This window comes from Candidatus Pelagibacter bacterium nBUS_49 (assembly GCF_051200925.1).
Lineage (GTDB): Bacteria > Pseudomonadota > Alphaproteobacteria > Pelagibacterales > Pelagibacteraceae > Pelagibacter.
The window spans coordinates 727,060-752,656 of sequence record NZ_CP172837.1; the positions used below are offsets into that span (position 1 = coordinate 727,060).

Annotated in this window: 27 protein-coding genes, 2 tRNA genes and 1 pseudogene; 1 reads left to right on the forward strand and 29 read right to left on the reverse strand. The window is 30.1% G+C overall.

Annotated elements, in window-relative coordinates:
• The 20 genes and pseudogenes from ACIJYF_RS04005 to ACIJYF_RS04100 all read right to left on the reverse strand — a co-directional run bounded on the left by ACIJYF_RS04005 (nucleotide 1) and on the right by ACIJYF_RS04100 (nucleotide 16,731).
• Nucleotides 1–747 (reverse strand): type III pantothenate kinase, encoded by a 747-nt coding sequence (locus tag ACIJYF_RS04005; protein ID WP_435115299.1) that lies wholly within the window; start codon nucleotides 745–747, stop codon nucleotides 1–3.
• Nucleotides 748–1,302, reverse strand: a complete 555-nt coding sequence (locus tag ACIJYF_RS04010; protein WP_435115301.1) for a biotin--[acetyl-CoA-carboxylase] ligase — start codon at nucleotides 1,300–1,302, stop codon at nucleotides 748–750.
• A pseudogene (gene nuoN / locus ACIJYF_RS04015) lies at nucleotides 1,302–2,720 on the reverse strand (NADH-quinone oxidoreductase subunit NuoN). Before nuoN ends, ACIJYF_RS04010 begins: the two are co-directional and overlap by 1 nt.
• Nucleotides 2,721–4,202 carry an NADH-quinone oxidoreductase subunit M gene (locus ACIJYF_RS04020; protein WP_435115303.1) on the reverse strand — a complete coding sequence of 494 codons (1,482 nt, stop codon included), beginning with the start codon at nucleotides 4,200–4,202 and terminating at the stop codon, nucleotides 2,721–2,723.
• The gene (gene nuoL / locus ACIJYF_RS04025) at nucleotides 4,202–6,115 is read right to left on the reverse strand and encodes an NADH-quinone oxidoreductase subunit L (protein WP_435115305.1); all 1,914 of its coding nucleotides are present in this window, start codon (nucleotides 6,113–6,115) and stop codon (nucleotides 4,202–4,204) included. The genes ACIJYF_RS04020 and nuoL overlap by 1 nt, the downstream gene beginning before the upstream one ends.
• 2 nt (nucleotides 6,116–6,117) lie before the next feature.
• Entirely contained in the window at nucleotides 6,118–6,429 is a 312-nt protein-coding gene (nuoK, locus tag ACIJYF_RS04030) for an NADH-quinone oxidoreductase subunit NuoK (RefSeq protein WP_271507758.1), read from the reverse strand.
• The gene (locus tag ACIJYF_RS04035) at nucleotides 6,422–7,054 is read right to left on the reverse strand and encodes an NADH-quinone oxidoreductase subunit J (RefSeq protein WP_435115307.1); all 633 of its coding nucleotides are present in this window, start codon (nucleotides 7,052–7,054) and stop codon (nucleotides 6,422–6,424) included. The genes nuoK and ACIJYF_RS04035 overlap by 8 nt, the downstream gene beginning before the upstream one ends.
• A gap of 4 nt (nucleotides 7,055–7,058) precedes the next feature.
• Complete coding sequence (gene nuoI / locus ACIJYF_RS04040) at nucleotides 7,059–7,544, reverse strand: NADH-quinone oxidoreductase subunit NuoI (RefSeq protein WP_435115310.1); 486 nt, start codon at nucleotides 7,542–7,544, stop codon at nucleotides 7,059–7,061.
• Between the two features lie 2 nt (nucleotides 7,545–7,546).
• Nucleotides 7,547–8,545: an NADH-quinone oxidoreductase subunit NuoH gene (gene nuoH, locus ACIJYF_RS04045; protein ID WP_435115312.1), complete on the reverse strand. Its 999-nt coding sequence runs from the start codon at nucleotides 8,543–8,545 to the stop codon at nucleotides 7,547–7,549.
• A 1-nt stretch (nucleotide 8,546) separates the two neighbouring features.
• On the reverse strand, nucleotides 8,547–10,586 hold the full coding sequence (nuoG, locus tag ACIJYF_RS04050; RefSeq protein ID WP_435115314.1) for an NADH-quinone oxidoreductase subunit NuoG: 2,040 nt from the start codon (nucleotides 10,584–10,586) through the stop codon (nucleotides 8,547–8,549).
• Nucleotides 10,579–11,910 (reverse strand): NADH-quinone oxidoreductase subunit NuoF, encoded by a 1,332-nt coding sequence (nuoF, locus tag ACIJYF_RS04055; RefSeq protein ID WP_435115316.1) that lies wholly within the window; start codon nucleotides 11,908–11,910, stop codon nucleotides 10,579–10,581. The genes nuoG and nuoF overlap by 8 nt, the downstream gene beginning before the upstream one ends.
• A complete protein-coding gene (gene nuoE / locus ACIJYF_RS04060) occupies nucleotides 11,903–12,511 on the reverse strand; it encodes an NADH-quinone oxidoreductase subunit NuoE (protein ID WP_435115318.1) in 609 nt (202 codons plus the stop codon). The genes nuoF and nuoE overlap by 8 nt, the downstream gene beginning before the upstream one ends.
• A complete protein-coding gene (locus tag ACIJYF_RS04065) occupies nucleotides 12,508–13,683 on the reverse strand; it encodes an NADH-quinone oxidoreductase subunit D (RefSeq protein ID WP_435115320.1) in 1,176 nt (391 codons plus the stop codon). The genes nuoE and ACIJYF_RS04065 overlap by 4 nt, the downstream gene beginning before the upstream one ends.
• A complete protein-coding gene (locus ACIJYF_RS04070; RefSeq protein ID WP_435115323.1) occupies nucleotides 13,667–14,272 on the reverse strand; it encodes an NADH-quinone oxidoreductase subunit C in 606 nt (201 codons plus the stop codon). Before ACIJYF_RS04070 ends, ACIJYF_RS04065 begins: the two co-directional genes overlap by 17 nt.
• Before the next feature lie 2 nt (nucleotides 14,273–14,274).
• Nucleotides 14,275–14,790: a NuoB/complex I 20 kDa subunit family protein gene (locus tag ACIJYF_RS04075; protein WP_435087343.1), complete on the reverse strand. Its 516-nt coding sequence runs from the start codon at nucleotides 14,788–14,790 to the stop codon at nucleotides 14,275–14,277.
• Nucleotides 14,791–14,802: 12 nt separating this feature from the next.
• Nucleotides 14,803–15,171 (reverse strand): NADH-quinone oxidoreductase subunit A, encoded by a 369-nt coding sequence (locus tag ACIJYF_RS04080; protein WP_435115325.1) that lies wholly within the window; start codon nucleotides 15,169–15,171, stop codon nucleotides 14,803–14,805.
• An 87-nt stretch (nucleotides 15,172–15,258) separates the two neighbouring features.
• Nucleotides 15,259–15,335 (reverse strand) — tRNA-Asp (locus tag ACIJYF_RS04085).
• A gap of 13 nt (nucleotides 15,336–15,348) precedes the next feature.
• Nucleotides 15,349–15,424, reverse strand: a tRNA-Val gene (locus tag ACIJYF_RS04090).
• A gap of 248 nt (nucleotides 15,425–15,672) precedes the next feature.
• Entirely contained in the window at nucleotides 15,673–16,122 is a 450-nt protein-coding gene (locus ACIJYF_RS04095) for a hypothetical protein (RefSeq protein WP_435115327.1), read from the reverse strand.
• Nucleotides 16,123–16,125: 3 nt separating this feature from the next.
• Nucleotides 16,126–16,731 carry a hypothetical protein gene (locus ACIJYF_RS04100; RefSeq protein WP_435115329.1) on the reverse strand — a complete coding sequence of 202 codons (606 nt, stop codon included), beginning with the start codon at nucleotides 16,729–16,731 and terminating at the stop codon, nucleotides 16,126–16,128.
• A gap of 84 nt (nucleotides 16,732–16,815) precedes the next feature.
• Between ACIJYF_RS04100 and ACIJYF_RS04105 the strand changes: the two genes are divergently transcribed.
• Complete coding sequence (locus ACIJYF_RS04105; protein WP_435115330.1) at nucleotides 16,816–17,292, forward strand: hypothetical protein; 477 nt, start codon at nucleotides 16,816–16,818, stop codon at nucleotides 17,290–17,292.
• A gap of 108 nt (nucleotides 17,293–17,400) precedes the next feature.
• Here ACIJYF_RS04105 and ACIJYF_RS04110 read toward each other — a convergent pair whose 3' ends face one another.
• The 9 genes from ACIJYF_RS04110 to tig all read right to left on the reverse strand — a co-directional run bounded on the left by ACIJYF_RS04110 (nucleotide 17,401) and on the right by tig (nucleotide 25,590).
• Nucleotides 17,401–18,045, reverse strand: a complete 645-nt coding sequence (locus tag ACIJYF_RS04110; RefSeq protein ID WP_435115332.1) for a hypothetical protein — start codon at nucleotides 18,043–18,045, stop codon at nucleotides 17,401–17,403.
• Nucleotides 18,046–18,047: 2 nt separating this feature from the next.
• A complete protein-coding gene (locus tag ACIJYF_RS04115) occupies nucleotides 18,048–18,602 on the reverse strand; it encodes a hypothetical protein (RefSeq protein ID WP_435115334.1) in 555 nt (184 codons plus the stop codon).
• A 10-nt stretch (nucleotides 18,603–18,612) separates the two neighbouring features.
• Complete coding sequence (locus ACIJYF_RS04120; protein WP_435115337.1) at nucleotides 18,613–19,041, reverse strand: hypothetical protein; 429 nt, start codon at nucleotides 19,039–19,041, stop codon at nucleotides 18,613–18,615.
• A complete protein-coding gene (locus ACIJYF_RS04125; RefSeq protein ID WP_435115338.1) occupies nucleotides 19,038–19,280 on the reverse strand; it encodes a hypothetical protein in 243 nt (80 codons plus the stop codon). Before ACIJYF_RS04125 ends, ACIJYF_RS04120 begins: the two co-directional genes overlap by 4 nt.
• Before the next feature lie 20 nt (nucleotides 19,281–19,300).
• Complete coding sequence (locus tag ACIJYF_RS04130; protein WP_435115340.1) at nucleotides 19,301–19,480, reverse strand: hypothetical protein; 180 nt, start codon at nucleotides 19,478–19,480, stop codon at nucleotides 19,301–19,303.
• 252 nt (nucleotides 19,481–19,732) lie between these two features.
• Entirely contained in the window at nucleotides 19,733–22,111 is a 2,379-nt protein-coding gene (gene lon, locus ACIJYF_RS04135) for an endopeptidase La (protein WP_435115342.1), read from the reverse strand.
• Between the two features lie 60 nt (nucleotides 22,112–22,171).
• Nucleotides 22,172–23,440, reverse strand: a complete 1,269-nt coding sequence (clpX, locus tag ACIJYF_RS04140; protein WP_435115344.1) for an ATP-dependent Clp protease ATP-binding subunit ClpX — start codon at nucleotides 23,438–23,440, stop codon at nucleotides 22,172–22,174.
• 92 nt (nucleotides 23,441–23,532) lie between these two features.
• Nucleotides 23,533–24,144, reverse strand: coding sequence for an ATP-dependent Clp endopeptidase proteolytic subunit ClpP (gene clpP, locus ACIJYF_RS04145; RefSeq protein ID WP_435115346.1), 612 nt, complete (start codon nucleotides 24,142–24,144; stop codon nucleotides 23,533–23,535).
• A 33-nt stretch (nucleotides 24,145–24,177) separates the two neighbouring features.
• Nucleotides 24,178–25,590 (reverse strand): trigger factor, encoded by a 1,413-nt coding sequence (tig, locus tag ACIJYF_RS04150; RefSeq protein ID WP_435115349.1) that lies wholly within the window; start codon nucleotides 25,588–25,590, stop codon nucleotides 24,178–24,180.
• Nucleotides 25,591–25,597 lie beyond the last annotated feature (7 nt).

Genomic DNA, 25,597 nt, shown 5'->3' on the forward strand with positions numbered 1-25,597 from the left:
TTATTTAATTAAATTTGAAATTTTGATTAGACCGTTAATTGTAATGTCTTTGTTGTGATAAACTTTCGTATTTATTGATTTTTTAAATAAATTAGAAAATCCTCCAGTTATTATTACTTTAAAAGACTTTCTAGTTTCTTTCTTAATTAATTTAATAATATTGTCAATTAAACCTGCATAACCCCAAAAAAAACCAGATCTAACTGCTGATACAGTGTCATTTCCTATGACATTATTAATCATTTTAAGATTAATTTTAGGAATTAGTGATGCTTTGTCAGATAAAGTATCTAAAGACAGTCTAATACCAGGAGCAATAATTCCTCCAGAGTAAGTATCTTTTATCAATACATCAAATGTTGTGGCTGTTCCAAAATCAAGGATGATAAAATTATTTTTGTTATTAATCAGACTTATTGCATTAGTTATTCTGTCAGAACCAACTTGTTTATAATTAACTTTTATTTTAATTAAAGATTTTAAATTTAAATTTTTTACTTCATAACAATTAATTTTAGTTTTTTTAGAGAGAAATTTCTTAATTAAATAAAAGGATTTTGGTACAACGCTACAAAATAAAATTTTATTAATTTTTTGGTAATTAGGTTTAAGTAAACTAAAATATTTGCTTAATTTTTTTTGATTTAAATTTTTAGATGGAAAAGTTATTTTTTTAATTATTTTATGTTTTGTAGAAACTAAACAAAGTTTAGTATCTGTGTTTCCAATATCACCTAGTATATGCATTTATTTTTTATTAACTTTATTTTTAATTTTATACATTCTTGATAAATTTTTTACAAAAATTACTTTCAATTCATTTTCAAAATTAATCTTATTTATAGGTTTATTAATCAATTCAGATAAATTTGTTGTTGGGTAATTCTTAATTTTAGGACTTTTGATTAAATTAACACCTATTCCCACTATCAAAAATTTATTTCCCGAAACAGAGATTATTTCTTGTAAAATTCCACTAATTTTTTTTTTATCAATTAATAAATCGTTTGGTTCTTTAAATAATATTTTTTTTTTATAATATTTTTCTATAGTCTTTTTAACTAACAAGCAGTTTATTTTTGTAAGATTGGAAAGAGATACATTGATATTTTTAATCTCATGAAAAAAACTTACAAATAAGTTTCCTTTATTAGAAATCCACTTTTTTCCATATTGACCCTTACCACTTAATTGTGTGTCAGCAGTAACCATACCAAATTTAAAATTAGAATTTTTAATAATTCTAATTGCTGTATTATTTGTGCTATTAACTTTTTTAAATTTAAATTTTTTGAGTCTCATCAAATAATATTAATTCTTGATACCACATCAATCAGTTGACTTGGGAAAATGAAGTATAAAAGAATTAATAATGTAGAAAATGTAAGAGAAAATTTTAACCAAAGACTATGGTCTTCATCAAATTTTTCTTTTTCTTTATCGAAGTATATTATTTTTATAATTCTTAAATAATAAAATGCAGCAATAACAGTTGATAACAAACCTACGATTGCCAAGAAATACATTGATTGTTCTATAACCGCTTTAAAAATATAAAATTTTGCAAAAAAACCAGCTAATGGAGGAATTCCTGCTAAAGAAAATAATATAACCAGTAAAGACAAAGATAATAAAGGGTGGTTTTTAGATAAACCAGACAGATCATCTATATCTTCATAATATTGATTATTTCTTTTCAACATTAACAAACAAGAAAATAAAGCTAAGTTCATGATCACATATATTGATATGTAAATTATTGAACTTTAAATCCCCTCGTTAGAACCCGTTGCCAAACCTGCTAAAGTATATCCTATATGTCCAATTGAACTATAAGCTACTAGTCTTTTAATATTAGTTTGACCTATCGCTGCTATGGCACCAAAAAGCATAGAAGCTATTGATAAAAAAACTATAATCATTTGCCATTGGTCAATTAAATTTAAAAAAGGAACATATAAAAATCTTATAAAGACCGTTAATGCTGCAATTTTAGGTACCATCGTAAAAAATAAAGTAACTGTGGTTGGCGACCCTTCATAAACATCAGGTGCCCACATATGGAATGGTACAGCTGAAATTTTAAATGCTAGGCCTACAAGAATAAATACAATTCCAAAAGTTAAAACATATTCATTTGAATTTAGCTGACTTGAAATAACATTAAAATTTGTTGATCCTGAAAACCCATAAACTAATGAGCAGCCATATAGGAGTAACCCTGATGATAATGCACTTAAAACAAAATACTTTAAACCTGCCTCAGATGATTTTAATTGATCTCTATTAAAAGTAGCTAACACATATAGTGCTAGAGATTGTAATTCTAGACCCATATAAAATAACATTAAATCATTTGAACTAATCATTACCATCATACCTAGAACTGAGCTTAATATTAAAACTGGATATTCAATTTTAAAAATTTTAAATGATTTAAGATAAGCTGATGAGATAACTAAAACTAAAAAAGCACCAATTAATGTTATAATTTTCATTAATGACGACATATGATCAATAACAACACTGTTATTGAACAAAGTTACACGATCAATACTAAACGTTTCATTAAGAGTAATTATCGATGCAATTAAAAGAACTAATAAAGAGATATTAAAAGTAATTTTTGAACTATCATTTTTAAACACACCCAAAACCAATAAAAACATAATTGATAGTGAGATAAATATTTCTGGTAATACTAAATTAAGATTTTCCATTTATTTATCCATTAAATTTAAATTATACATATTAATTAAGTCTTTTACTGAAACTTCAATAGTATTAATTAATGGTTCAGGATAAAATCCAAAAAATAATGTGGGAACAGCTAAACAAGCTAAAATAAAGTATTCCGATTTATTTAGGTCAATCATAGATTTAAGATCTTCGTTCACTAACTTTCCAAAGACGACTCTTTTATAAAGCCACAACATATAAGCAGCTCCAAGAATTACACCTAAACTTGCTAAAACAGCTACTAAGAAATTATCCTTAAATACGCCCATTAAAATTAAAAACTCACCAATAAAACCACTAGTTCCGGGTAAGCCAAGTGCCGCAAGAGTAAATAACATGAACAAAATCGAATACTTTGGAATGATTGTAACTATCCCGCCATAAGCACTTATCATTCTTGAATGCATTCTATCATAAACTACACCCACACATAAAAATAGAGCAGCAGAAACTAATCCGTGACTAATCATTTGAATTATACTTCCCTCAATTCCTTGTTGTTGAATGGTAAAAATTCCTAAAGTTACAAAGCCCATGTGAGCAACAGAAGAATAAGCAATAAGCTTTTTCATATCTTCTTGCATCAAAGCAATTAATGATGTGAGAATTATTGCTATTACACTTAAAGTATAAATTAAAGGTGTAAATATTTCTGAGGCGATTGGAAAAAGTCCTAATGAAAATCGGATAAATCCATATCCAGCCATTTTAAGCAATATTGCAGCCAGCAAAACTGATCCTGCAGTTGGAGCTTCAACGTGTGCATCAGGTAGCCAAGTATGAACTGGCCACATAGGTGTTTTAACGGCAAATGAACTAAAAAAAGCTAGCCATAATAAATTTTGATACTTTGCATCTATCCCAAGTTCGTAAAGTTTAATTACATCAGTAGTACCTGAAATCCAATAAATTGAAATGATTGCAACTAGCATTAATACAGATCCTAGGAGTGTATATAAAAAGAATTTAAATGCTGAATATACTCTTTTGGGCCCACCCCAAATACCAATAATTAAAAACATTGGAATTAATCCAGCTTCAAAAAATAGATAGAAGACGACTAAATCAAGAGCACAAAAAACTCCTATCATAAAACTTTCCATAATTAATATGGCTATTAAAAAATCTCTTAATCTTGTCTTAACTGAATTATTAACTGAAATGATGCATAGCGGAGTTATAAATGTTGTTAATATGATAAATAAAATCGAAATTCCATCAACTCCTACTTTATAATTTATGAAACCTTCAATCCATGTTCTGTCTTCAATAAATTGAAAATTAGATGTTGATTGATCAAAAGAGACCCATAGATAAATAGAAATTAAGAAATTTACAACTGATGTAAATAAAGAAACATATTTAGCTGTTAAATTATTTCCTTCTTTATCCTTTGTAAAAAATAAAAAAAGAGCACCAATTGTTGGTAATAGAATTAAAGATGAAAGAATTGGAAAGTTCATTATTTAACTATTAAAAAGGTTAATAAAGCTGAAAAGCCTAACAACATAACAAAGGCATACTGGTAAATAAAGCCGCTTTGAAACTTATTAGCTTTGATTGAACATTTTTTAATAAACGATGAAATTCCATCTGGTCCAAAACCATCAATTATTTTTCCATCACAAAACTTCCAAAAAAATATACCTAATTTTTTTGAAGGATTAATGAAAATGATTTCATATAATTCATCAAAATACCATTTATTAACTAAAAACTTGTATAAAGGCCTATTCATATTGGCTATTGCGTTAGGTAATTCTTTATTTTTAACAAATAAATAATAAGCAATTGGAATAGACAATAACACCAGGCAAGGCGTCAGTAATAAAAACCATGTTGGAGGATGCTCTGTACTTAACGGTTCTAAAAATTTTATAGACTCTGCCCAAAATAAATTTTCTCCACCATGACCAATAAAAAGATCTTTAAAAAGAAAACCTGCAAAAATAGCTCCAATAGATAATAATACTAATGGTATCAACATCACTAAAGGAGACTCGTGTGTCTCTTCAATTTTTACATCTTTATTATTATATGAACCATGAAATGTTTTAAAAATTAATCTCCATGAATATATTGAAGTTAAAAAGGCTGTAAAAATTCCAATTCCTGCTGCGTAATATCCAGTAGTGTTTCCTTTTAAATATGCAAATTCAATAATTGCATCTTTAGAATAAAAACCTGAAAGAAAAGGAAAGCCAGTTAATGCTAAAGTTCCAATAATCATTAAAGCATAAGTGTAAGGAAGCTTCTTCCATACACCTCCCATATTATTTATGTCTTGCTCATCTTTAAATGCATGAATTACAGAACCAGATCCTAAAAACAATAAAGCTTTAAAAAATGCATGTGTAAATAAGTGAAACATTGCAACATTGTAAGCTCCTACACCAGCTGCAAAAAACATATAACCAAGCTGACTGCAAGTTGAGTATGCAATAATTTTTTTTATATCAGTTTGAACTAAAGCAACTGTCGCAGCAAAAAAAGCTGTTGTCATTCCAACAATTGTTACTACGTTCAATATTAAAGGTGAATATTCGTAAATGGGCGAACATCTAACAACTAAAAACACACCTGCGGTTACCATAGTAGCAGCATGAATTAATGCAGAAACAGGTGTTGGTCCCTCCATTGCATCTGGCAACCACGTGTGAAGCAAAATTTGAGCTGATTTGCCCATCGCACCTATAAATAATAATAAACAAATTAAATCTATAGCTTTAACTTCAAAACCTAAAAATGATAAATTTTTATCAATGACTGTTGGAATTTGTTGGAACACTTCTGAATAATTAACAGTTCCAAATAAATAGAATATTAAAAAAATTCCTAAGGCAAAACCAAAGTCCCCCACTCTATTAACAACAAAAGCTTTAATTGCAGCAGCGTTAGCACTCTCCTTTTTAAACCAGAAACCAATTAAAAAATATGAACAAAGTCCAACACCTTCCCAACCAAAAAATAGTTGAATAAAATTATCTGAAGTGACCAACATCAACATTGCAAAAGTAAATAGTGATAGATACGCCATGAATCTTGGCTTATGAGGATCGTGAGACATGTAGCCAATTGAGTAGATATGCACTAAAGAAGAAACAGACGTAACCACAACTAACATTACGGCCGATAATGGATCAATTAGCATCGACCAATTAACATCTAACGATCCTGAATTAATCCAAGTGGCAATAACAATATTTTCTTCATATTGATTTATAATTACTTGATATAATACTGAGATTGATAAAAGTGCAGAAATTGAAACAAGGGCGCTAGTAACTATTTCAGAGTTTCTATCGCCAATATATTTTCCAAAAAAGCCCGAAATAATTGACGCTATAAGAGGAAGAAATAAAATTGAAATTTCCATAATTAACCTTTTAATTTATCAATTTCTTCAACTCTGATAGTTCCAGAATTACGGTAATAAACTACAATAATTGCTAGTCCGATTGCAGCTTCAGCGGCTGCCACTGTTAAAATAAATAAAGTAAATACTTGACCAGTAAGATCTCCTAAGAAAATCGAAAAGGCAACTAAATTTATGTTAACCGCAAGTAAAATTAACTCTATGCTCATTAATATAACAATAATATTTTTTCTATTAAGAAAGATACCAATAATACCTATTGAAAAAATGACTGCGCCTAAAGTTAAATAATGTCCTAAACCAATTTCAGTCATCAATTTTAACCCCTTTATTATTTTCAACTTGTAAAACTTCAACACCTTCTGATCTTTCTCTAGAAATTTGTTTTAAATAACTTTGAGTTTTAACTCCAGAACGTTTTCTAAATGTTAAAACAATAGCTCCAATCATAGCTACCAATAAAATCATTCCACTTAATTGGAATACATGAATGTAATCAGTATAAAGCACTTGTCCTAATGAATGGGTATTGCTTACACTAAAATTATTAACTGAATTATTTATATCAAATAAATCAGGTTTATATTTCCATCCACCTATAACAATTATCAATTCAAAAAATATTATTGTGCTTATGATTAATCCAACTGGAATATGTCCGGAACTCTCTTTAGAAGCAAACCATTGGTTTTTTTGTTGGGCAACATTTAACATCATCACCACAAACAAAAACAATACTGCTACCGCACCAACATAAACAATTAGCATTATCATTCCCAAAAATTCGGCCCCTATCATAATAAAAAGGCATGAGATGCTAATAAAATCTAAAATAAGGAAAAAAACAGAATGAACTGTATTTTTAGATACTGTAACCATAATTGCTGAAACGACAGCTATGATTGAAAATGTATAAAAAAATATTGAATGAGCTATCATGGATTTATCTATATGGGTTATCAGCTTTAATGTTTGCTGCTAAAATATTTTCCCATCTATCTCCGTTATCTAAAAGTTTTTCTTTTGTGTAATAAAGCTCTTCTCTTGTTTCAGTAGAAAATTCAAAATTTGGACCCTGAACAATTGCATCAACTGGACAAGCTTCTTCACATAAACCGCAATAAATACATTTCATCATATCGATATCGTATCTAGTTGTTTTTCGACTACCATCTTCTCTTGCAGCAGATTCAATTGTGATTGCTTGTGCTGGACATACGGCTTCACATAATTTACAAGCAATACATCTTTCTTCCCCGTCAGGATATCTTCTTAAGGCGTGTTCTCCTCTAAAACGAGGGCTTATTTTACCCTTTTCAAACGGATAATTGATAGTTTTCTTAGACTTAAATAATTCTTTAATAGCTATTAACAAACCTCCAACAAAGTCTGTCATAAATATTGTTTTAAAAAATCTTGATAATTTCATAATTAATTAGTTGGTAATAGGTTGAAATAAAATAAGTAACTAGCAGTTAGCACTACCCAAGTTAAAGATAAAGGTAAGAAGACTTTCCATCCAAGTCTCATTAGCTGATCATATCTATATCGAGGAACGATAGCTTTAACCAAAGCAAATAAAATGAATAAAAATAATATTTTTAAGATAAGCCAAATAGCACCCGGAACTAATGTAAATGGATAAATATTTATTGGAGAAATCCATCCACCTAAAAACAAAATGGCTCCCATTGCACACATTAACAGTATATTGGCATACTCCCCTAACCAAAACATAGCGTACATCATCCCTGAATATTCAGTTTGATAACCAGCAACTAATTCTGCCTCAGCTTCGGGTAAATCAAACGGTGGTCTGTTTGTTTCTGCTAAAGCTGAAATGAAGAAAATTACAAACATTGGAAATAATGGAATGACAAACCACATGTTTTGCTGAGCCTCAACTATATCATTTAGATTTAATGACCCCACACAAAGTAAAACGTTGATAATAATAACACCTATAGAAACCTCATATGAAACCATTTGAGCGGCAGATCTTATAGCGCCAAGAAATGGATATTTTGAGTTTGACGCCCAACCACCCATAATAATTCCGTAAACACCTAATGAAGAAACTGCAAATAAATATAAGATACCAACATTTATATCAGCTAAAACCTGTGTTGCGCTAAATGGTATCACAGCCCAAGAAATTAATGCTAAAGTCATAGTAACAATTGGGGCTAAAATAAAAATTACTTTATTTGAACTAGAAGGAATAATGATTTCTTTAAAAATATATTTTAACGCGTCAGCAAGTGATTGAAGTAAACCAAATGGTCCAACTACATTAGGACCTTGTCTTTTTTGGACAAAAGCCCAAACTCTTCTATCAAGCCAAACTATCATAGCAACAGATACAAGGACCGGGACTAATAAAAATAATATTTTATAAACTTCTTGAAAAACAATATTTAAATATTCCATGTTAGCCTTCAGTACCCGTAGATTTTAAATTTATTTTTGAATTATTACATTCAATCATAGTTTTAGAAGATCTAGCTACAACATTAGAAAAGTAATAATCTTTAACATTAACTTTCAAAACTTCATCTTGAAATTCATTTTCATCAATTTTATTCACTTTATCTTCTTCGTTAATTTGTTTTTCTTTCTGCAAATTTAGATGATTTAGCATGCTGCTTTCTAATTCTTCCTTATCGTTAAACAATTTTCTATTATTCATAAGTTCAGCAAGTTCATTAATTATCTGCCAATCTTCTTTTGCATCTCCTGGTGGATACGAGGCTTTGTATGCTTTTTGAAGTTTACCCTCTAAATTGGTAAAATATCCGTCTTGTTCAGTGTAAGCAGAGCCTGGTAAAATAATATCAGCTATTTCAGCACCTTTATCTCCATGACTGCCTTGATAAATAATAAATTCATCTTTCTTGTCAAAATTCAAATTGTCTTGACCTATCAAATATACAATATCAAATTTATGATTTTGCAAATCTTCTAATAAATTATTACTTTCATTTATTATTCCAAGATCATAATTTCCTACCGTTGATGCATCACATGATAAAATATTAAAAGAATTCCATTCCTCACTAATCTTTTTATTTTGCGTGAGAAAGTTTTTAATACTATCAAAGAAATATTTAGATGAGGCTAAATTTAATAATGACTTACCCATTATAATCATTGGGTTATTTGCATCTATTATTTTTTTAGAAATTTCATGATTGCCATCAAAAATATCTTTTAATGTTTTTGTCTTTCCATCCAAACATTCATAGGGATAAGTTAAATCTCCTAAATCATTTAGTGAAATAATTTTAGTATTATTATTTAAATAAGATTTTCTTATTCTTGCATTTAAGATTGTTGCTTCATATCTAGGATTAGTTCCAATTAAAAAAATTAAATCAGACACTTCAATGCCATTTATGGTTGAGTTAAATAGGTAATTTTCTCTTTTCTTGGTATCCAAAAATCGATTATCTGATCTAGATTCATAATTTTGCGATTTTAAAGTTCGATCAAAAAATTCTTTGAAAATATATCCAGTTTCCATATTGGTAAGATCCCCAACAAAACCACACACTTTTTCTTTAGATGTATTTTCAAATTTAGACTTTATAATTTTGTAAACTTCTTCCCAGGAAGCTTTTTCAAATTTACCATTATATTTTATAAAAGGTGTGTCTAATCTTTGATTTAGCAACCCATCACAAGCATATCTTGTTTTATCAGAGATCCATTCTTCATTAATATCTTCGTTTATAATTGGCAATACTCTTTTTACTTCCCAATCATAAGTATCAACTCTTATATTCGATCCAATAGCATCCATAACATCTACAGTCTCTGTCTTTTTAAGTTCCCAAGGTCTTGCTTCAAATACATATGGTTTTGATGTTAGTGCTCCTACAGGACATAAATCTACTACATTGGCTGATAGCTCTGATTGCATTGATTGTTCTAAATAGGTTGTAATTTGCATGTCTTCACCTCTGCCAATTGCACCTAATTCTGGAACTCCTGCAACTTCGGTTGCAAATCTTACACAACGAGTACAATGTATACATCTAGTCATTTGAGTTTTAATTAAGGGACCCATGTTTTTTTCAGGAACTGCTCTTTTGTTTTCTTTAAATCTCGATTTATCTACACCGTAAAACATTGATTGATCCTGAAGATCACATTCTCCACCTTGATCGCAAACAGGGCAATCTAATGGATGATTAGCAAGTAAAAATTCCATTACACCTTTTCTTGCTTTTTCTACAAATGCTGTATTTGTCTTAATATTCATACCTTCTGCTGCAGGCATTGCACATGAAGCAACCGGTTTAGGAGACTTTTCCATCTCAACTAAACACATTCTGCAATTTCCTGCTATTGAAAGTTTTTCATGATAACAAAACCTTGGAATTTCAACTCCAGCTTTTTCACATGCTTGAAGAACAGTTAAACCTTCTTCAACTTCTACATCAATATTGTTAACTTTTAATTTAAGCATTTTTTTTGTCCAATAAGTGTTGATCTACTAAATATGGGATATCATTTTTTTTCTCATATACAGGGTCCAAATTATTTCTTTCTTCTATTTCTTTTTTAAAGTGCCTTAAAAGACCCTGTACAGGCCATGAAGAACCTTCACCAAAAGCACAAATGGTATGACCTGCAATTTGATTGGTGACATCACCTAACATATCAACTTCATCTTTGGTTGCCTCACCTTTTGCCATACGTTCTAACATACGCCACATCCATCCAGATCCTTCTCTACAAGGTGTGCATTGACCACAACTTTCATGTTTATAAAATCTAGCAATTCTTGCCATACATTTAATGATGTCTTGATCTTTATTAATAACAACTATTCCAGCAGTTCCTAATCCACTTTTTTCAGCCATTAAAGAATCGAAATCCATAGTTAATGTTTCACATTTTTCTTTAGGTATTAATGGCATTGAAGAACCCCCAGGAATTACAGCTTGTAGATTGTTCCAACCTCCAATTACTCCACCAGCATGAGTCTCTATTAATTCTTTTAATGGTATGTTCATTTCTTCTTCAACATTGCATGGATTGTTTACATTTCCTGAAATACAAAAAATTTTAGTCCCCGTATTTTTTTCTCTACCAAGTGAAGCAAACCATTTACCACCTCTTCTAAGAATAGTTGGAACAACGGCTATAGTTTCAACATTATTAATAATTGTTGGACATCCATATAAACCAATTAAAGCTGGAAATGGCGGTTTTAATCTTGGTTGACCTTTTTTTCCCTCAATACTTTCTAGTAAAGCTGTTTCCTCACCACAAATATAAGCTCCTGCACCATAATGAATATAAATATCTAAATCCCAACCTGTACCAGCAGCATTTTTACCAAGTAATTTTTTTTCATAGGCCTCATCTATTGCTGCTTGAAGTTTTTGACCATCAACAAAATATTCACCTCTGATATAAATATAACAAACATGTGCTTGAACTGCATACGAGGCAATAAGACAGCCCTCAATCAGTTTATGTGGCTCAAATCTTAAAATATCTCTATCCTTACAAGTTCCAGGCTCAGATTCATCTCCATTAATTACTAAATAATGAGGTCTTGACCCAATTTCCTTAGGAGCAAAAGACCACTTCAATCCTGTTGGAAATCCAGCACCACCCCTACCTCTTAATTCTGAAGATTTAATTTCATTGATAATCCAATCTCTTCCTTTGTCCGTTAAATCTTTAGTATTAACCCAATCGCCTCTTTTTTGAGATGAAGAGACATCTGAACCTAAATCATTATATAGGTTTTGAAAAATTCTATCTTTATCTTTAAGCATTTTTTAAATCCATAAGTGTTTTTCTGTTATTTTCAGGTTCGTTATTCACACGACCTCTATAGGATCCTGGTTTTGGTGTTTCACCACTTAAAATTTTTTCTAAAATTTCTAAAGTTTTTTCTTTATCAAGATCTTCGTAATAATCATCATTAATTTGCATCATTGGGGCGTTAACACAAGCTCCTAGGCATTCAACTTCCATCCATGAACAACTCTTGCCACTTGATAATTCTGACTCGTTTTCTGAAATTTTTTCTTTGCATGCTTCAACTAGTTTGTTTGCTCCTCTAATCATGCATGGAGTAGTAGTGCAAACTTGTACAAAAAATTTTCCAACAGGAGATAAATTGTACATTGTGTAAAAAGTAGCAACCTCATAAACTTTGATGTAAGGCATCTCTAAAAATTTAGCGATATACTTCATGGCAGCTAATGGTATCCAATTATTATTTTGTCTCTGAGCTATGTAAAGTAAAGCCATGACAGCACTTTGCTGTTTTCCTTCAGGGTATTTGGAAACAATAGTTTTTGCAGCTTCTAAAGATGAAGGGTTAAACTCGAAAGTTTCTGGCTGATCTTTTGCTGGTCTTCTTAAACTCATCTATCTACTTCTCCAAAAACTATATCCATTGAACCTAATACAGCAGGTACATCAGCTAACATATGGCCTTTTATTAGATAATCCATTGACTGAAGGTGTGAAAATCCTGGTGCTCTAATTTTACACTTATAGGGTTTGCTTGAACCATCAGAAATTAAATAAACACCAAACTCACCTTTTGGTGCTTCAACAGCAGTATAAATTTCATCTTTTGGAACTCTATAACCCTCTGTGAAAAGTTTAAAGTGATGAATTAATGCTTCCATAGATTGTTTAAGATCTTTTTTGGGTGGTGGGCTTATTTTTCCATCTAAAGATTTAATTGGTCCTTTTTCTATTTTTGAAAGACATTGTTTTATTATAGAAACACTCTCTTTCATTTCTTCAATTCTACATAAATATCGATCATAACAATCTCCATTTTTTCCAACAGGAATTTTAAAATCAAGTTGATCATAACAATCATATGGTTGTGATTTTCTTAAATCCCATGGAACTCCAGAACCTCTAACCATTACTCCTGAAAAAGAATAATCTAATGCATCTTGTTTCGATACAATTCCTATATCCACATTCCTTTGTTTAAAAATTCTATTGTCAGTTAATAAACTTTCAAGATCATCAATAATTTTTGGGAATGTTTCACAAAATTTTTCTATATCCTCCTCAAGTCCTCGAGGTAAATCTTGATGAACTCCGCCTGCTCTAAAATAATTTGCATGAAGTCTTGATCCTGAGGCTCTTTCATAAAAAGTCATCAATGTTTCTCTTTCTTCAAACCCCCATAATGAAGGCGTAAGAGCACCTACATCAAGTGCTTGTGTAGTAACATTTAAAATATGACTTAAAATTCTACCTATCTCACAAAAAATTACTCTTATATATTGAGCTCTGATTGGTACATCGATATCTAATATTTTTTCAACTGCTAGAGCAAATGCGTGCTCTTGGTTCATGGGTGCAACATAATCTAATCTATCAAAATAAGGTACTGCTTGCATATAAGTTTTGTTTTCAATTAACTTTTCAGTACCTCTATGAAGCAATCCTATATGTGGGTCAGCTTTTTCAACAACTTCACCATCAAGCTCCAAAATCAATCTTAACACACCATGAGCAGCTGGGTGCTGAGGCCCAAAATTTAAATTAAGATTTTTAATTTTTTTTGTCATTATTATCTATTTCTTCCTTGATATATTTTGTTCCCTCCCAAGGACTTTCGTAATCAAAATTTCTATAATTTTGTTCCAATTTGACAGGCTCACTGATAACTTTTTTTTGATCTTCGCTATATCTAACTTCTGTGTGACCAGTAAGTGGAAAATCTTTTCTTAAAGGATGGCCCTCAAAACCATAATCAGTTAAAATTCTTCTTAGATCTGGATGATCTTGAAATGACACGCCATACATATCAAAAACCTCCCTTTCCATCCAATTAGCAGCTGGAAATATACTTGTTAATGATGGAATTACCTCATTTTCATTTATTAAATAAGTTAAAATAATTCTTTGATTAAATTCATGACTTAAAAATAGATAAACCATTTTAAATCTTTGAGCATTCTCTGGATAATCAACAACAGTTACATCAATTAGTTGTCTAAATTTAGTTTCTTGATTTGTCTTTAAGAAAAGAGTTACATCAATTATATCTTCTTTATCTATTTCAATGTATATCTGATTGTGTTTTATTTCAGTACTATTGATTTTAGTTGTCAATTCTGAATTTATTTTTTTTTCTAAATCTTCTAAATTGTTCATATTTACCTAATAAACGAACCTTTGTTTCTAATTTTTTTCTGCAATTGTAATATCCCATACAATAAAGCTTCTGCTGAAGGTGGACATCCGGGGACATAAACGTCTACTGGTACAATTCGATCACATCCTCTAACTACTGAATATGAATAATGATAGTAGCCTCCTCCATTTGCACAACTACCCATAGATATTACATATCTTGGCTCAGGCATTTGATCATAAACTTTTCTCAAAGCAGGAGCCATTTTATTTGTAAGAGTGCCCGCTACAATCATTACATCAGATTGTCTTGGTGATCCTCTAGGTGCAGCACCAAATCTTTCTAAATCATATCTTGGCATCGCAGTTTGCATCATTTCAACCGCACAACATGCAAGCCCAAAAGTCATCCAGTGTAAAGATCCTGATCTAGACCAGTTGATTAAATTGTCTAATGAAGTTGTAATAAATCCATTCTCACTAAAATCTTTAGCAAGTTGTTTAAACTCTTCTGGTACTTGGTCTATCTTATTATTCATTGTGATAATTTTTTATTCCCAATCTAGCGCACCTTTTTTCCACTCATAAATAAAACCAATAGTAAGTATGAATAAAAAAATCATCATTGAAGAAAATCCTAATATACCGATATTACCAAGAGAAATTGCCCAAGGAAATAAAAATGCAATTTCTAAATCAAAAATAATAAATAAAATTGCTACTAAATAAAACCTAACATCAAATTCCATTCTAGAGTCCTCGAATGGTTCAAATCCACATTCATAAGCTGATAACTTTTCAGGATCTGGTTTTTTTGGTGAAAGTATAAAGTTTACTACTACAAAAGCACAACTAAGGCCTAATGCTATAATTAAAAAAATAATAATTGGTAAGTAATCTTTTAAAAATTCAGATAACATGGAAATCTATATACCAGTTTTTCCCTTTTGTTGAAGGGCTCATACGTCACATTTTAATTGATATTAACACAAAAATTGGGAAGAAAGTGGCGGGAGTGAAGGGACTCGAACCCTCGACCTATCGCGTGACAGGCGATCGCTCTAACCAACTGAGCTACACCCCCACTTTAGTTATTTTGGTGGGTAGTAAAGGACTCGAACCTTTGACCCCCTCGGTGTAAACGAGATGCTCTACCAACTGAGCTAACCACCCAAACCTTAATACAGCGAGTGTTTACAACAGAAATTTTTAGAAAGCAATAAAGATTAGAGGTCGATTTGTGTACATTTGTGAACATTTTGCACGGCTATTGCACGGCTGGTTATTTAAGCTGCATAATTTTCATGCACGGCTGGTGCACGGCTGGCCATTTAATCTTACCCTCTCATCAAGAGCGGGCAATGACAGATAAAAATTTTTAATTGTTTAGAATAATACTATTCAAGAAGCCTGAGGCGTGGCTAGTTATTAAGATTATTATAATACTTTTTTTGTCTTAATTTTTTTTCTTCTATCTGTTCATTTGTAAGATTTGCATAGATTTTTTTATCATAAGCAGATTTTTCTTCCTTGCTCATTTTGTCTCTTATTTGTTTGGTAGACGCTCTATTGCGTAGAGTTTCCAAATCAATTTTTTTAGATTTAAATTCTTGAATACTTTGCTGAGTAGAGTGTTTAAATATTTTTCCTAAATTAATTCTTTTTCCTGCCTGATAAAATTTAAGACCAGGTCGATCTGTTTCTTTTCTAGTTAATAAAGCATTATTCTTATTAGGATTTAGTTTTCCTTCTCCTCTAAAATCTTTTTTTGTCCATGTTCGATGTTTATCGATTATTTTTTGGATTTCTTCATTCGATCTTAATTTCCACTGATTACTGCCTTTGGGATTTCTGTTAAAATTATCAGCCATCACTTAATTAATTTCTACATGTTCTAGCTCTAAAGCTTCAGGATGAGCTTCCTTGTAATACTTTTTATTAAATTTTAATGATCTAACATGATTAAATTCTGTAGAGATAAATGTTTTATAAATATCTTCCCATGATTTTTTTTTATAAACCTCAGTCCAAATATCTTTTAAATTTTGGTAAAGTTTTTTCTTTATATGATCAAAACTTAATTTTTCTTTTTCACTATAGTTAAATTTATCTAGCAGAAAGATAATTTCTGTATCAGCAAGACTATGAACAGTTTCAAAATTTAATAACAAGCAAATTTTTTGTTTTTTAAAAAGCAAAACATAAGCGGTATTCCAAACACCTTCTTTTAAACGATTTTCAAATTTAAATACAATTTCAAAACTTTTTTTTAATTTTTCAAAAAATTCACCAGTTGATACAAGGTCCTTTACATATTGTTCAAAAAAACCATTTTCATCATTAGCTTCGTTATAATTTTTAATTGATGGAATTATATGGTCTGTAACAAAATTAAGAAGATTTTTAGACTCAAATTCTTTAAGTGAATTTAGAAATTTATCAGCATCAAAGTTTTGATATGCATGATCTATCTTTTTCATCTAATTAGTCACATTATAATAAAATTCTGCTGTACCTTTGCTCATCTATCAAATTTATAACACAAAGTTTTGCTAATATAAATTATGCTTAAAAAATTCTATTTTTTAACATTTGTGTCTATTTTGGTAACTAACCTTAGTTATGCTGAAAGTACAGATCGAAGAACCATGCTCGAGTCTTGTGCAGATGACTCATTTGTTGCATATTTTGGTAATCAACTAGAAGATTATCTTTCTCTTTCAATTAAAACTAAAATTGATCAAAGCCAACCATATGAATGGCTTTTTGAAGATTGTGAAAAACAAGCTAACAAGAAACCCATATCATTTAACTTAAAGAACTCTCTTTATAAAGAGGATCTAGATGCAATTACACCTATTGTTTTTGAGCGATGTGCAGATCAACGTTATGTCCTTGAATTTGGCGATACTTACAGTCATTTTTTAGATTTAAAACTTCAAGTTAAAATGAAACAGCAAATAGAATATGAATGGTTTGTAGAAGCTTGTGAGGATGAATACAGAACTTATCCTATTAAATTTAAACTAAAATATTTCTAAACAATTTGTTAAATGTGTTAATCCAAATTTAATTATTCTTTGCAAAATTCCCTATGTACCATACAGTATTAAAGAAGACTGAGGCGTGGCTATTGATATCAAGATTTTTTATTTAAAGAATGTCCATTTCTTATCATTTTTCCATTTTGCTTTTGTGCATACACCATTTACAAATATACAATCCATAATACTTCCATTTGGTAAAATTTTTTCAAACTTTCCTTGTTGTGTTCCTTTTTTAAATTTTCCTATAAGAATTGTTCCTTTTTTATCATGCTCATTGCTTTTTAAGACTGTGAGTTTACCTTTTCCATCAGCTAAGTTATCTTTCCAATTACCTACATATAAAATATTGCCTGAATAATTCATGCTTCCTTTGCCGTGATATTTGCTTTTTTTGAATTTACCAAAATAGTGACGTCCATCACTCCAACGCATTTCACCTTCAGTGAGAAAATTATTTTTCCAAATTCCAGATAAAATATGTGAACCAGGCGATGTATACTTGCCCCAACCATGAAATAATCCTTTTTTATACTGTCCTTCGTAATATTGACCATCAGGCCAAATTGCATAACCTAAACCTTCTGCAATTAATTTTTTTTTATTTTTTGGATCTTTTCTAGTCATTCCAGAATACTTACAGCCATCAGGAAAAGTCAATATTGGTTTGATATTACGAATATTTTTTAACTTTTTCTTTAATAAACTACTTAATAACTTTCCTGTTTTAGAATGTAAAAGCTTATTCATTTTCAATAATATGTATATTCCCTATCTTCGTCTGAAACCTCATAATCAGAAATTTTTTTAATTAGTTCATCATTTTCAAAATAACCACGTATTATTTTATTATCATGAAAGATGGTACCCAATCCATGTTTTAAATTTTTTTTAAATTGTCCTTTGTATTTTAAGCCATCATCAAAATGTTCTATTTCACCCCAGCCATCCATTAATCCATTTCTCCATGAACCATCATAATTGAATTCTTTTGGATCTATATATTCTCCTTTTCCATGCACATGACCATTTATCCAACTACCTTTATAGCTATGACCATTTGAATAGTTCACAGTGCTCATGAGAGAGTGAAAAGCTATATACTTATCCTCATTAAAGATACTTTTTATTTCTTCACTTGGTTTTTCTTTAAATATTCTAATTCTACCCTCATATTCTAAGGTATCATTATGCATTTTAATTAATGGAATTTCTTCTGGATTAATTTTGGTCAGAATTTTTATTTCTTCAATAATTTTCATTTCCTCTTCCATAAAAGTGTTAGAAAATAAATGAGTCTTATTCATTATTTTTTAGTTATTGACACTGCAATAAACTTACTTCGTTATTTCTTTTTGGATCTTTGTATATATATGAAAGTTGTATTTTTTTTGATTCTAAATCAAAAATTTTTTCAACAGAAATACTATCATTAGCTCCTATTAAAGTGATAACAATGTATTCATTATAAGAATGAATTTTATCTTCTCTAATAATATATTTAGGTTGACCAGAATCAGGATTCTTCTTAACAAGTTTTTTAAAATAAGAGTCTGTTAATACAGCAACATACTCTACTTTTTTTTTGCTTAAATCAATCAGATAACTTCTTTTTTCATATAGATCTGTCCTAAATTTATAATCGTCACGTTCATATGCACATTTTGCAAATTCGATAATTTTTGCATAAGTATTCCCTCCTAACAAAGAACAAAAGACCAAAATTGATAAAAATAGTTTTTTCATTTAAGTTTTTTCACACTTAATTTTTTTCCTTCTACAGCAATAAATCCCTCATTCGGACATACTAGGACTTTAGGAAAAAATTCAAATAAGAATTCATATTCGACTCCAACTTCCCAATAAGTACCGTCATCAAGAGTAAATACTTCACCATTGTTACCCATGAACGGAGATGGTTTCATTATTGTTGCCTCATAACATGATGCATAAGCATTCCCACTTAACAACAAACCCAGAACCATGATCGATAGAAGTTTTTTTATCATCCAAAAAGAAGGTCGTATCTATTTATCATTACAACCACTGTTATTATTATTGCAAAAATTATAAATCCTATTTTTCCTTTTATTTCTTCTTCTTTTTTATATTTTTTATCTTCAAGATCATTTTCTTTTTGTACGATCTTCTTAATTTTATCTTGATTGTTTCCATAAATTTTCATTATCCAAGACTACCAAATCCTGAACCATGAGTCTATTTGTGCCTAGACCAACTTTTTACACGGCTATTGCACGGCTGGCTTGATTTACTACTACACTGTTGATAGTCTAAAAATGTTGTGAATACTTGTGTTAATGAAGATTTGGTTTTTTAAACCTAACAGGGTGTAAACGAGATGCTCTACCAACTGAGCTAACCACCCTCAAAATAAGGCTACTTATTACATCAACAGTTAAATAAAGTAAATTAATTATTATTGAATACTAGCTTGAGATTTGTCGTCTTTTTTAGATATATCGACCTCAACCCACTCAGTTCTTTTAAGTTCTTTTGTCAAAGCAACTTTTAAAACCTGGTCAGCATATTCAACTGGTGTGATTTTAATATCATCAATAATCTTCTTTGGCATATCTACCAAATCTTTTTCATTTTCTTTAGGTATTAATACTTCTTTAATTCCTGCTCTGTGAGCTGCTAAAAGTTTTTCTTTTAATCCACCGATTGGTAAAACTTGTCCAGTTAAAGTAACTTCACCTGTCATTGCAACATCTCTTCTAACTGGAATTCCAGTGATTGATGAAACAATCGATGTTACCATTCCAATTCCTGCAGATGGTCCATCTTTAGGTGTAGCACCTTCAGGTACATGAATATGAAAATCTTTTTTTTCAAACAATGGAGGTATAATTCCATATTCCAAACATTTAGATCTTACAAAGGATTTGGCTGCTTTAACAGATTCTTGCATGACATCTCCAAGTTTTCCAGTAATTTGCATTCTACCTTTACCTGGCATTGTCACTGTTTCTATTTTTAAAATTTCTCCACCATACTCAGTCCAAGCAAGTCCAGTTACAATTCCAACTCTATTTTCTGCTTCTAGTTCACCGAATTTAAATTTAGCGATACCTAAAAAATCAGATAAATTTTTATTATTTATATTTACTTCTTTTTCTTCACCAGCAACTATTTTCTTAACTACTTTTCTTGCAAGTTTTGAAATTTCTCTCTCTAAGTTTCTAACTCCAAATTCTTTAGTATAACCTCTGATAACTTCTTTAATGATATCATCTTCTAATTTCATTTCTTTATCTTTCACACCATTATCATTAATTTGTTTTGGTAGAAGGTATTTGTTAGCAATACTAATCTTTTCATCCTCGGTGTATCCAGCAAGTCTTATCACTTCCATTCTATCTAATAGTGGTGGAAGAATATTTAATGTATTTGCGGTAGTTACAAACATTACATCTGATAAATCATAATCGACTTCTAAATAATGATCGTTAAATGTAGTATTCTGTTCAGGATCTAAGGCTTCTAATAAAGCAGATGATGGGTCTCCTCGATAATCATTTCCAATTTTATCTATTTCATCTAATAAAATTAGTGGATTTTTAGTTCCAGCTTTTTTCATCATTTGAATAATTTTTCCAGGTAATGATCCGATATATGTTCTTCTATGACCTCTAATCTCAGCTTCATCTCTCATACCACCAACTGACATTCTAACAAATTCTCTGTTAGTAGCTTTTGCAATAGATTTTCCTAATGATGTCTTGCCCACTCCTGGAGGTCCAACTAAACATAAAATTGGTCCTTTAATTTTTTCCATTCTTTTTTGAACAGCAAGAAATTCTATTATTCTTTCTTTAACTTTTTCTAGCCCAAAATGATCTTTATCTAAAATATTTAAAGCTTTTGTTAAATCAATATCAACTTCACTTTTCTTATGCCATGGAAGCTCGGTCATCCAATCTAGATAGTTTCTAACAACTGTAGCCTCTGCTGACATTGGGCTCATGTTTTTTAATTTTTTTAACTCCTGAAGACATTTCTTTTCGACTTCTTTAGGCATTTTAGCTTTTGTGATAGCTTTATTAAGACTAGTAGTTTCATCTTTACCGTCTTCAATTTCACCTAATTCTTTTTGAATAGCTTTTAACTGTTCATTTAAATAGTATTCTCTCTGTGTTTTCTCCATTTGAGTTTTAACTCTTCCTCTAATTCTCTTTTCAACCCCAATGATACTAGTTTCATTTTCCATTATTTTAATAATGGCATTTAATCTTTTCTTAACATCTACCATTTCGAAAATTTGCTGTTTTTCTGAAATAGTTGCATTGATGTGAGATGCAATGTTGTCTGCAATTTGAGAGGGGTCTTTAAGTTGCTTAATCGTATTAATAGTTTCGCTCGAAACTTTTTTATTAATAGAGGTTAATTTTTCTAATCGTCTTAAAGCTGTTGCTGCTAGTGGATATAAATCTTCATCTTTTGTAACAACATCATTATAATGAGCATAATCACAAGTTATATATTTATCATTATCTTTAAAATCTAATATTTTAACTCTTTTAATACCTTCAACTAATACCTTAACTGTTCCATCAGGTAGTTTTAAAAGTTGAAGAATACTTCCCTCACAACCATACATAAATATGTCTGTTTTTTTAGGATCATCAATTTCAGAGTTCTTTTGTGTAACTAAAATTATTTTTTTATCTTTCTTCATCACCTCATTTAAAGCTGAAATAGACTTATCTCTTCCAACAAATAGAGGGATTACCATACTAGGAAATACAACAATGTCTCTCAGAGGTAATAACGGTAGTGTGATTTTAACGTCCATAACAATAATATGGATATTATATTTTATATTGCAACAGGTTTTTGTTAGTTATTAAGGATATTAAGCCGCTGATGGCTTATTAGACTTAGATTTACTATCAGCTTTAGCATGAACTAATATGGGTTGAGATTGTCCTTTAGCTGCTCCTGCGTCAACTATAACTTCTTCGATGTTATCTTGGCTTGGCAAATCGTACATAGTTTTTAACAAAATATTTTCTAGAATTGATCTTAAACCTCTTGCACCTGTTTTCTTTTTAATTGCTTTTTGTGCAATTTCTTTTAATGCGTTTTCTTTAAAAGTTAATTTTGCTCCATCAAGTTTAAACAGTTCTTGATATTGTTTTGTAAGTGAATTCTTTGGCTCTTGTAAAATTTTGATTAATGACTTCTCATCTAAATCTTCAAGAGTTGCTATCATAGGTAGTCTTCCAATAAATTCTGGAATTAAACCAAATTTCAATAGGTCTTCTGGCTCAAGCGTTTTCATCCACTCACCAGTTTTCTTATCTTGTGTATTTTTAACATCAGCACCAAAGCCTATTGAGGTTCCTTTATCTCTTTGAGAAATAATCTTATCAAGACCTGCAAAAGCTCCTCCACAAATAAATAGTATATTGGTAGTATCTACTTGTAAAAATTCTTGTTGAGGATGTTTCCTTCCTCCTTGAGGTGGAACACTTGCAACAGTTCCCTCCATAATTTTCAATAAAGCTTGCTGAACTCCTTCACCAGATACATCACGAGTAATAGATGGGTTTTCTGATTTTCTACTGATTTTATCTACTTCATCAATATAGACAATTCCTCTTTGAGCTTTTTCAACATTGTAGTCTGAAGCTTGCAATAGTTTTAAAATTATATTTTCAACATCTTCGCCGACATAACCAGCTTCTGTTAAAGTAGTGGCATCAGCCATTGTAAACGGAACATCTAAAATTCTTGCTAAAGTTTGAGCTAACAAGGTCTTACCACATCCAGTTGGTCCAACTAATAATATATTAGATTTTGCGAGCTCAACATTTTTACTAGTTTTGCTTTCATAATTTAATCTTTTGTAATGATTATGAACAGCAACAGATAAAACTTTCTTTGCATGAGGTTGGCCAATTACATAATCATCTAATACGGCGCAAATTTCTTTAGGAGAAGGAAGACCATCTTGGTGTTTTACAAAAGTATCTTTACTTTCTTCTTTGATGATATCCATACATAATTCAACACACTCATCACAGATGAATACTGTAGGACCAGCAATTAATTTTCTAACCTCGTGTTGGCTCTTTCCGCAAAAAGAACAGTAAAGAATATTTTTATTACTTGTTGTCATAATATTTTTTTAAACGAATCAATTAAGTTACTTTATTATAGAAGACTCCTACTAATCAAGTTTGGATTATATCAAATTCAATATATTGGGGTTTAAGATCTTTTTTCTACTACTTCGTCTATTAGGCCAAAGTCTTTAGCAACTTCTGCACTCATAAAGTTGTCTCTCTCTAAAGCAGATTTAACTTCATCTACAGATTTCCCTGTATGTTTAGAATAAATTTCATTCAGTCTATTTTTTAATGACGAAACTTCATTTGCATGTATTTCAATATCAGTTACTTGACCTTGAAAGCCTGCAGATGGCTGATGAACCATTACTCTTGAATTTGGAAGCGAAAATCTTTTTCCTTTTGTACCAGCCGCAAGTAAAAATGAACCCATTGAAGCAGCCTGACCAATACACAAAGTTGAAATGTCTGGTTTAACATATTGCATAGTGTCATAAATCCCAAGGCCAGCTGTAACAAGCCCACCAGGACTGTTGATGTATAAATAAATTTCCTTTTTAGGATCTTCCGCCTCTAAAAATAATAATTGAGCAGTAACTAATGATGCTACATTGTCATTAATTTGACCTGTTAAAAAAATTATTCTTTCTTTTAAAAGTCTAGAGTAAATATCATAAGCTCTTTCACCTTTATTAGATTGTTCAACAACCATTGGAACTAAAGTGTTCATGTGCTCTGGAATATTTGTTGTCATAAGTTGATTCGTCTTAACTTATACAACTTGAGATTACTTTTTGCTAACTTTTTTTGTTGCTGGCTTTGATTTTGAAGCTTTTGTAGGTGATTTTTTTTCTTTAGAAGGTTTTGCTTTTACTTTTTTTTCTTCTTCATGATCGTGGTCGTGGTCATGCTTATGGGCTTCTTTTAATATTTTTTCAGCTTCGTCTTTAGATATTTCATTTTTATTTGGCTTAGCTTTTTCTTTAATTAAATTTAAAATCTTTTCTTCGTAAACAGTTCCTCTTAAACTAGCAACAGCTGAAGGATTATTTTGATAAAAATCCATTACCATTTTTTCTTGCCCTGGCATCATTCGTAATTGTTTTTGAACCTCAGCTTGAATTTCTTGTTCAGATACTTGAATTTTATTTTGCTCACCAAACTCATTTAATATTAATCCTGTTTTAATTCTTGTTTTTGCAGTCTCTGTAAATTTAGCTTTATTTTTTTTAGCTTCTGCTTCGTCCATACCTTGTGAAAGAATTTTAACTTCTTCTTCAATTAAATTTTCAGGAATTTCGTCAACTTTAATTTTATCTATTTCTTTTAATATTTGATTTTTTGATAACTGATCTAATGAATTTTTATATTCATCGTTTATCTGTTTTGAAATTAATGTTTTAAGATCGTTTAAGTCTTTAGCACCTAAATTTTTTGCAAAATTATCATCAATTTTTACGTCTTCAGGGATTTTTACATTTAAAATTTTACATTTAAATTTAGCGGCTTTATTAACTAGCTCTTTTTCAGGAAAGTTTTCAGGTAAAACCGCGTCTACAATTTTTTCATCATCTTTTTTCACACCGACTAATTGTTTATCAAATCCTTTTAAAAATAAATCTTTTCCAAGTGTTAATTGAGTGTTTTTACCTTCACTACCTTTAAATTCTTTATCATCTACTGTAGCTTGATAATCCAATACAACTAAATCACCATCTTTTGCTTTTGTTTCTGGACTTGCTTCTTTAAAACTAGGCTGATTTTTTGCTATTTCTTTAATTCTTTTATCTGTCTCACTATTATCTATTTTTACTGAATATTGATCAAATTTAATACTTTCAATAGATTTAACATCTACTTTTGGAAGTTCTGTTACAGACAAAACATATTCTAATTCTTTATCTTCACCGTAAGTTTTTAAATCTAATTTTGGTTGTCCTGCAGGTTTAATTTTATTTTCTTCTAGTGCTTTTGTAGAAGTTTCTTTTAAAACTTTATCTAAAACCTCACCAAACACAGCTTTACCAAATTGTCTTTTTAAGACTTCTTTAGGAACCTTCCCTGGTCTAAACCCTTTAAGATTTACTGTTCCTTTAATCTCTTCATATTTTTCATCCATATAAGAGTTCATAGTCTCTTTATCGATTAAGACTTTAAGATCTTTATTTAAGCCTTTTATATTTTCTACAGTAACTTTCATAATATTT

Excerpts from the sequence above, each read along its gene's own strand:
- ACIJYF_RS04005 (WP_435115299.1), bottom strand. The coding sequence starts at position 747 with ATGCATATACTAGGTGATATTGGAAACACAGATACTAAACTTTGTTTA.
- ACIJYF_RS04010 (WP_435115301.1), bottom strand. The coding sequence starts at position 1,302 with ATGAGACTCAAAAAATTTAAATTTAAAAAAGTTAATAGCACAAATAAT.
- ACIJYF_RS04020 (WP_435115303.1), bottom strand. The coding sequence starts at position 4,202 with ATGAACTTTCCAATTCTTTCATCTTTAATTCTATTACCAACAATTGGT.
- nuoL (WP_435115305.1), bottom strand. The coding sequence starts at position 6,115 with ATGGAAATTTCAATTTTATTTCTTCCTCTTATAGCGTCAATTATTTCG.
- nuoK (WP_271507758.1), bottom strand. The coding sequence starts at position 6,429 with ATGACTGAAATTGGTTTAGGACATTATTTAACTTTAGGCGCAGTCATT.
- ACIJYF_RS04035 (WP_435115307.1), bottom strand. The coding sequence starts at position 7,054 with ATGATAGCTCATTCAATATTTTTTTATACATTTTCAATCATAGCTGTC.
- nuoI (WP_435115310.1), bottom strand. The coding sequence starts at position 7,544 with ATGAAATTATCAAGATTTTTTAAAACAATATTTATGACAGACTTTGTT.
- nuoH (WP_435115312.1), bottom strand. The coding sequence starts at position 8,545 with ATGGAATATTTAAATATTGTTTTTCAAGAAGTTTATAAAATATTATTT.
- nuoG (WP_435115314.1), bottom strand. The coding sequence starts at position 10,586 with ATGCTTAAATTAAAAGTTAACAATATTGATGTAGAAGTTGAAGAAGGT.
- nuoF (WP_435115316.1), bottom strand. The coding sequence starts at position 11,910 with ATGCTTAAAGATAAAGATAGAATTTTTCAAAACCTATATAATGATTTA.
- nuoE (WP_435115318.1), bottom strand. The coding sequence starts at position 12,511 with ATGAGTTTAAGAAGACCAGCAAAAGATCAGCCAGAAACTTTCGAGTTT.
- ACIJYF_RS04065 (WP_435115320.1), bottom strand. The coding sequence starts at position 13,683 with ATGACAAAAAAAATTAAAAATCTTAATTTAAATTTTGGGCCTCAGCAC.
- ACIJYF_RS04070 (WP_435115323.1), bottom strand. The coding sequence starts at position 14,272 with ATGAACAATTTAGAAGATTTAGAAAAAAAAATAAATTCAGAATTGACA.
- ACIJYF_RS04075 (WP_435087343.1), bottom strand. The coding sequence starts at position 14,790 with ATGAATAATAAGATAGACCAAGTACCAGAAGAGTTTAAACAACTTGCT.
- ACIJYF_RS04080 (WP_435115325.1), bottom strand. The coding sequence starts at position 15,171 with ATGTTATCTGAATTTTTAAAAGATTACTTACCAATTATTATTTTTTTA.
- ACIJYF_RS04095 (WP_435115327.1), bottom strand. The coding sequence starts at position 16,122 with ATGGCTGATAATTTTAACAGAAATCCCAAAGGCAGTAATCAGTGGAAA.
- ACIJYF_RS04100 (WP_435115329.1), bottom strand. The coding sequence starts at position 16,731 with ATGAAAAAGATAGATCATGCATATCAAAACTTTGATGCTGATAAATTT.
- ACIJYF_RS04105 (WP_435115330.1), top strand. The coding sequence starts at position 16,816 with ATGCTTAAAAAATTCTATTTTTTAACATTTGTGTCTATTTTGGTAACT.
- ACIJYF_RS04110 (WP_435115332.1), bottom strand. The coding sequence starts at position 18,045 with ATGAATAAGCTTTTACATTCTAAAACAGGAAAGTTATTAAGTAGTTTA.
- ACIJYF_RS04115 (WP_435115334.1), bottom strand. The coding sequence starts at position 18,602 with ATGAATAAGACTCATTTATTTTCTAACACTTTTATGGAAGAGGAAATG.
- ACIJYF_RS04120 (WP_435115337.1), bottom strand. The coding sequence starts at position 19,041 with ATGAAAAAACTATTTTTATCAATTTTGGTCTTTTGTTCTTTGTTAGGA.
- ACIJYF_RS04125 (WP_435115338.1), bottom strand. The coding sequence starts at position 19,280 with ATGGTTCTGGGTTTGTTGTTAAGTGGGAATGCTTATGCATCATGTTAT.
- ACIJYF_RS04130 (WP_435115340.1), bottom strand. The coding sequence starts at position 19,480 with ATGAAAATTTATGGAAACAATCAAGATAAAATTAAGAAGATCGTACAA.
- lon (WP_435115342.1), bottom strand. The coding sequence starts at position 22,111 with ATGGACGTTAAAATCACACTACCGTTATTACCTCTGAGAGACATTGTT.
- clpX (WP_435115344.1), bottom strand. The coding sequence starts at position 23,440 with ATGACAACAAGTAATAAAAATATTCTTTACTGTTCTTTTTGCGGAAAG.
- clpP (WP_435115346.1), bottom strand. The coding sequence starts at position 24,144 with ATGACAACAAATATTCCAGAGCACATGAACACTTTAGTTCCAATGGTT.
- tig (WP_435115349.1), bottom strand. The coding sequence starts at position 25,590 with ATGAAAGTTACTGTAGAAAATATAAAAGGCTTAAATAAAGATCTTAAA.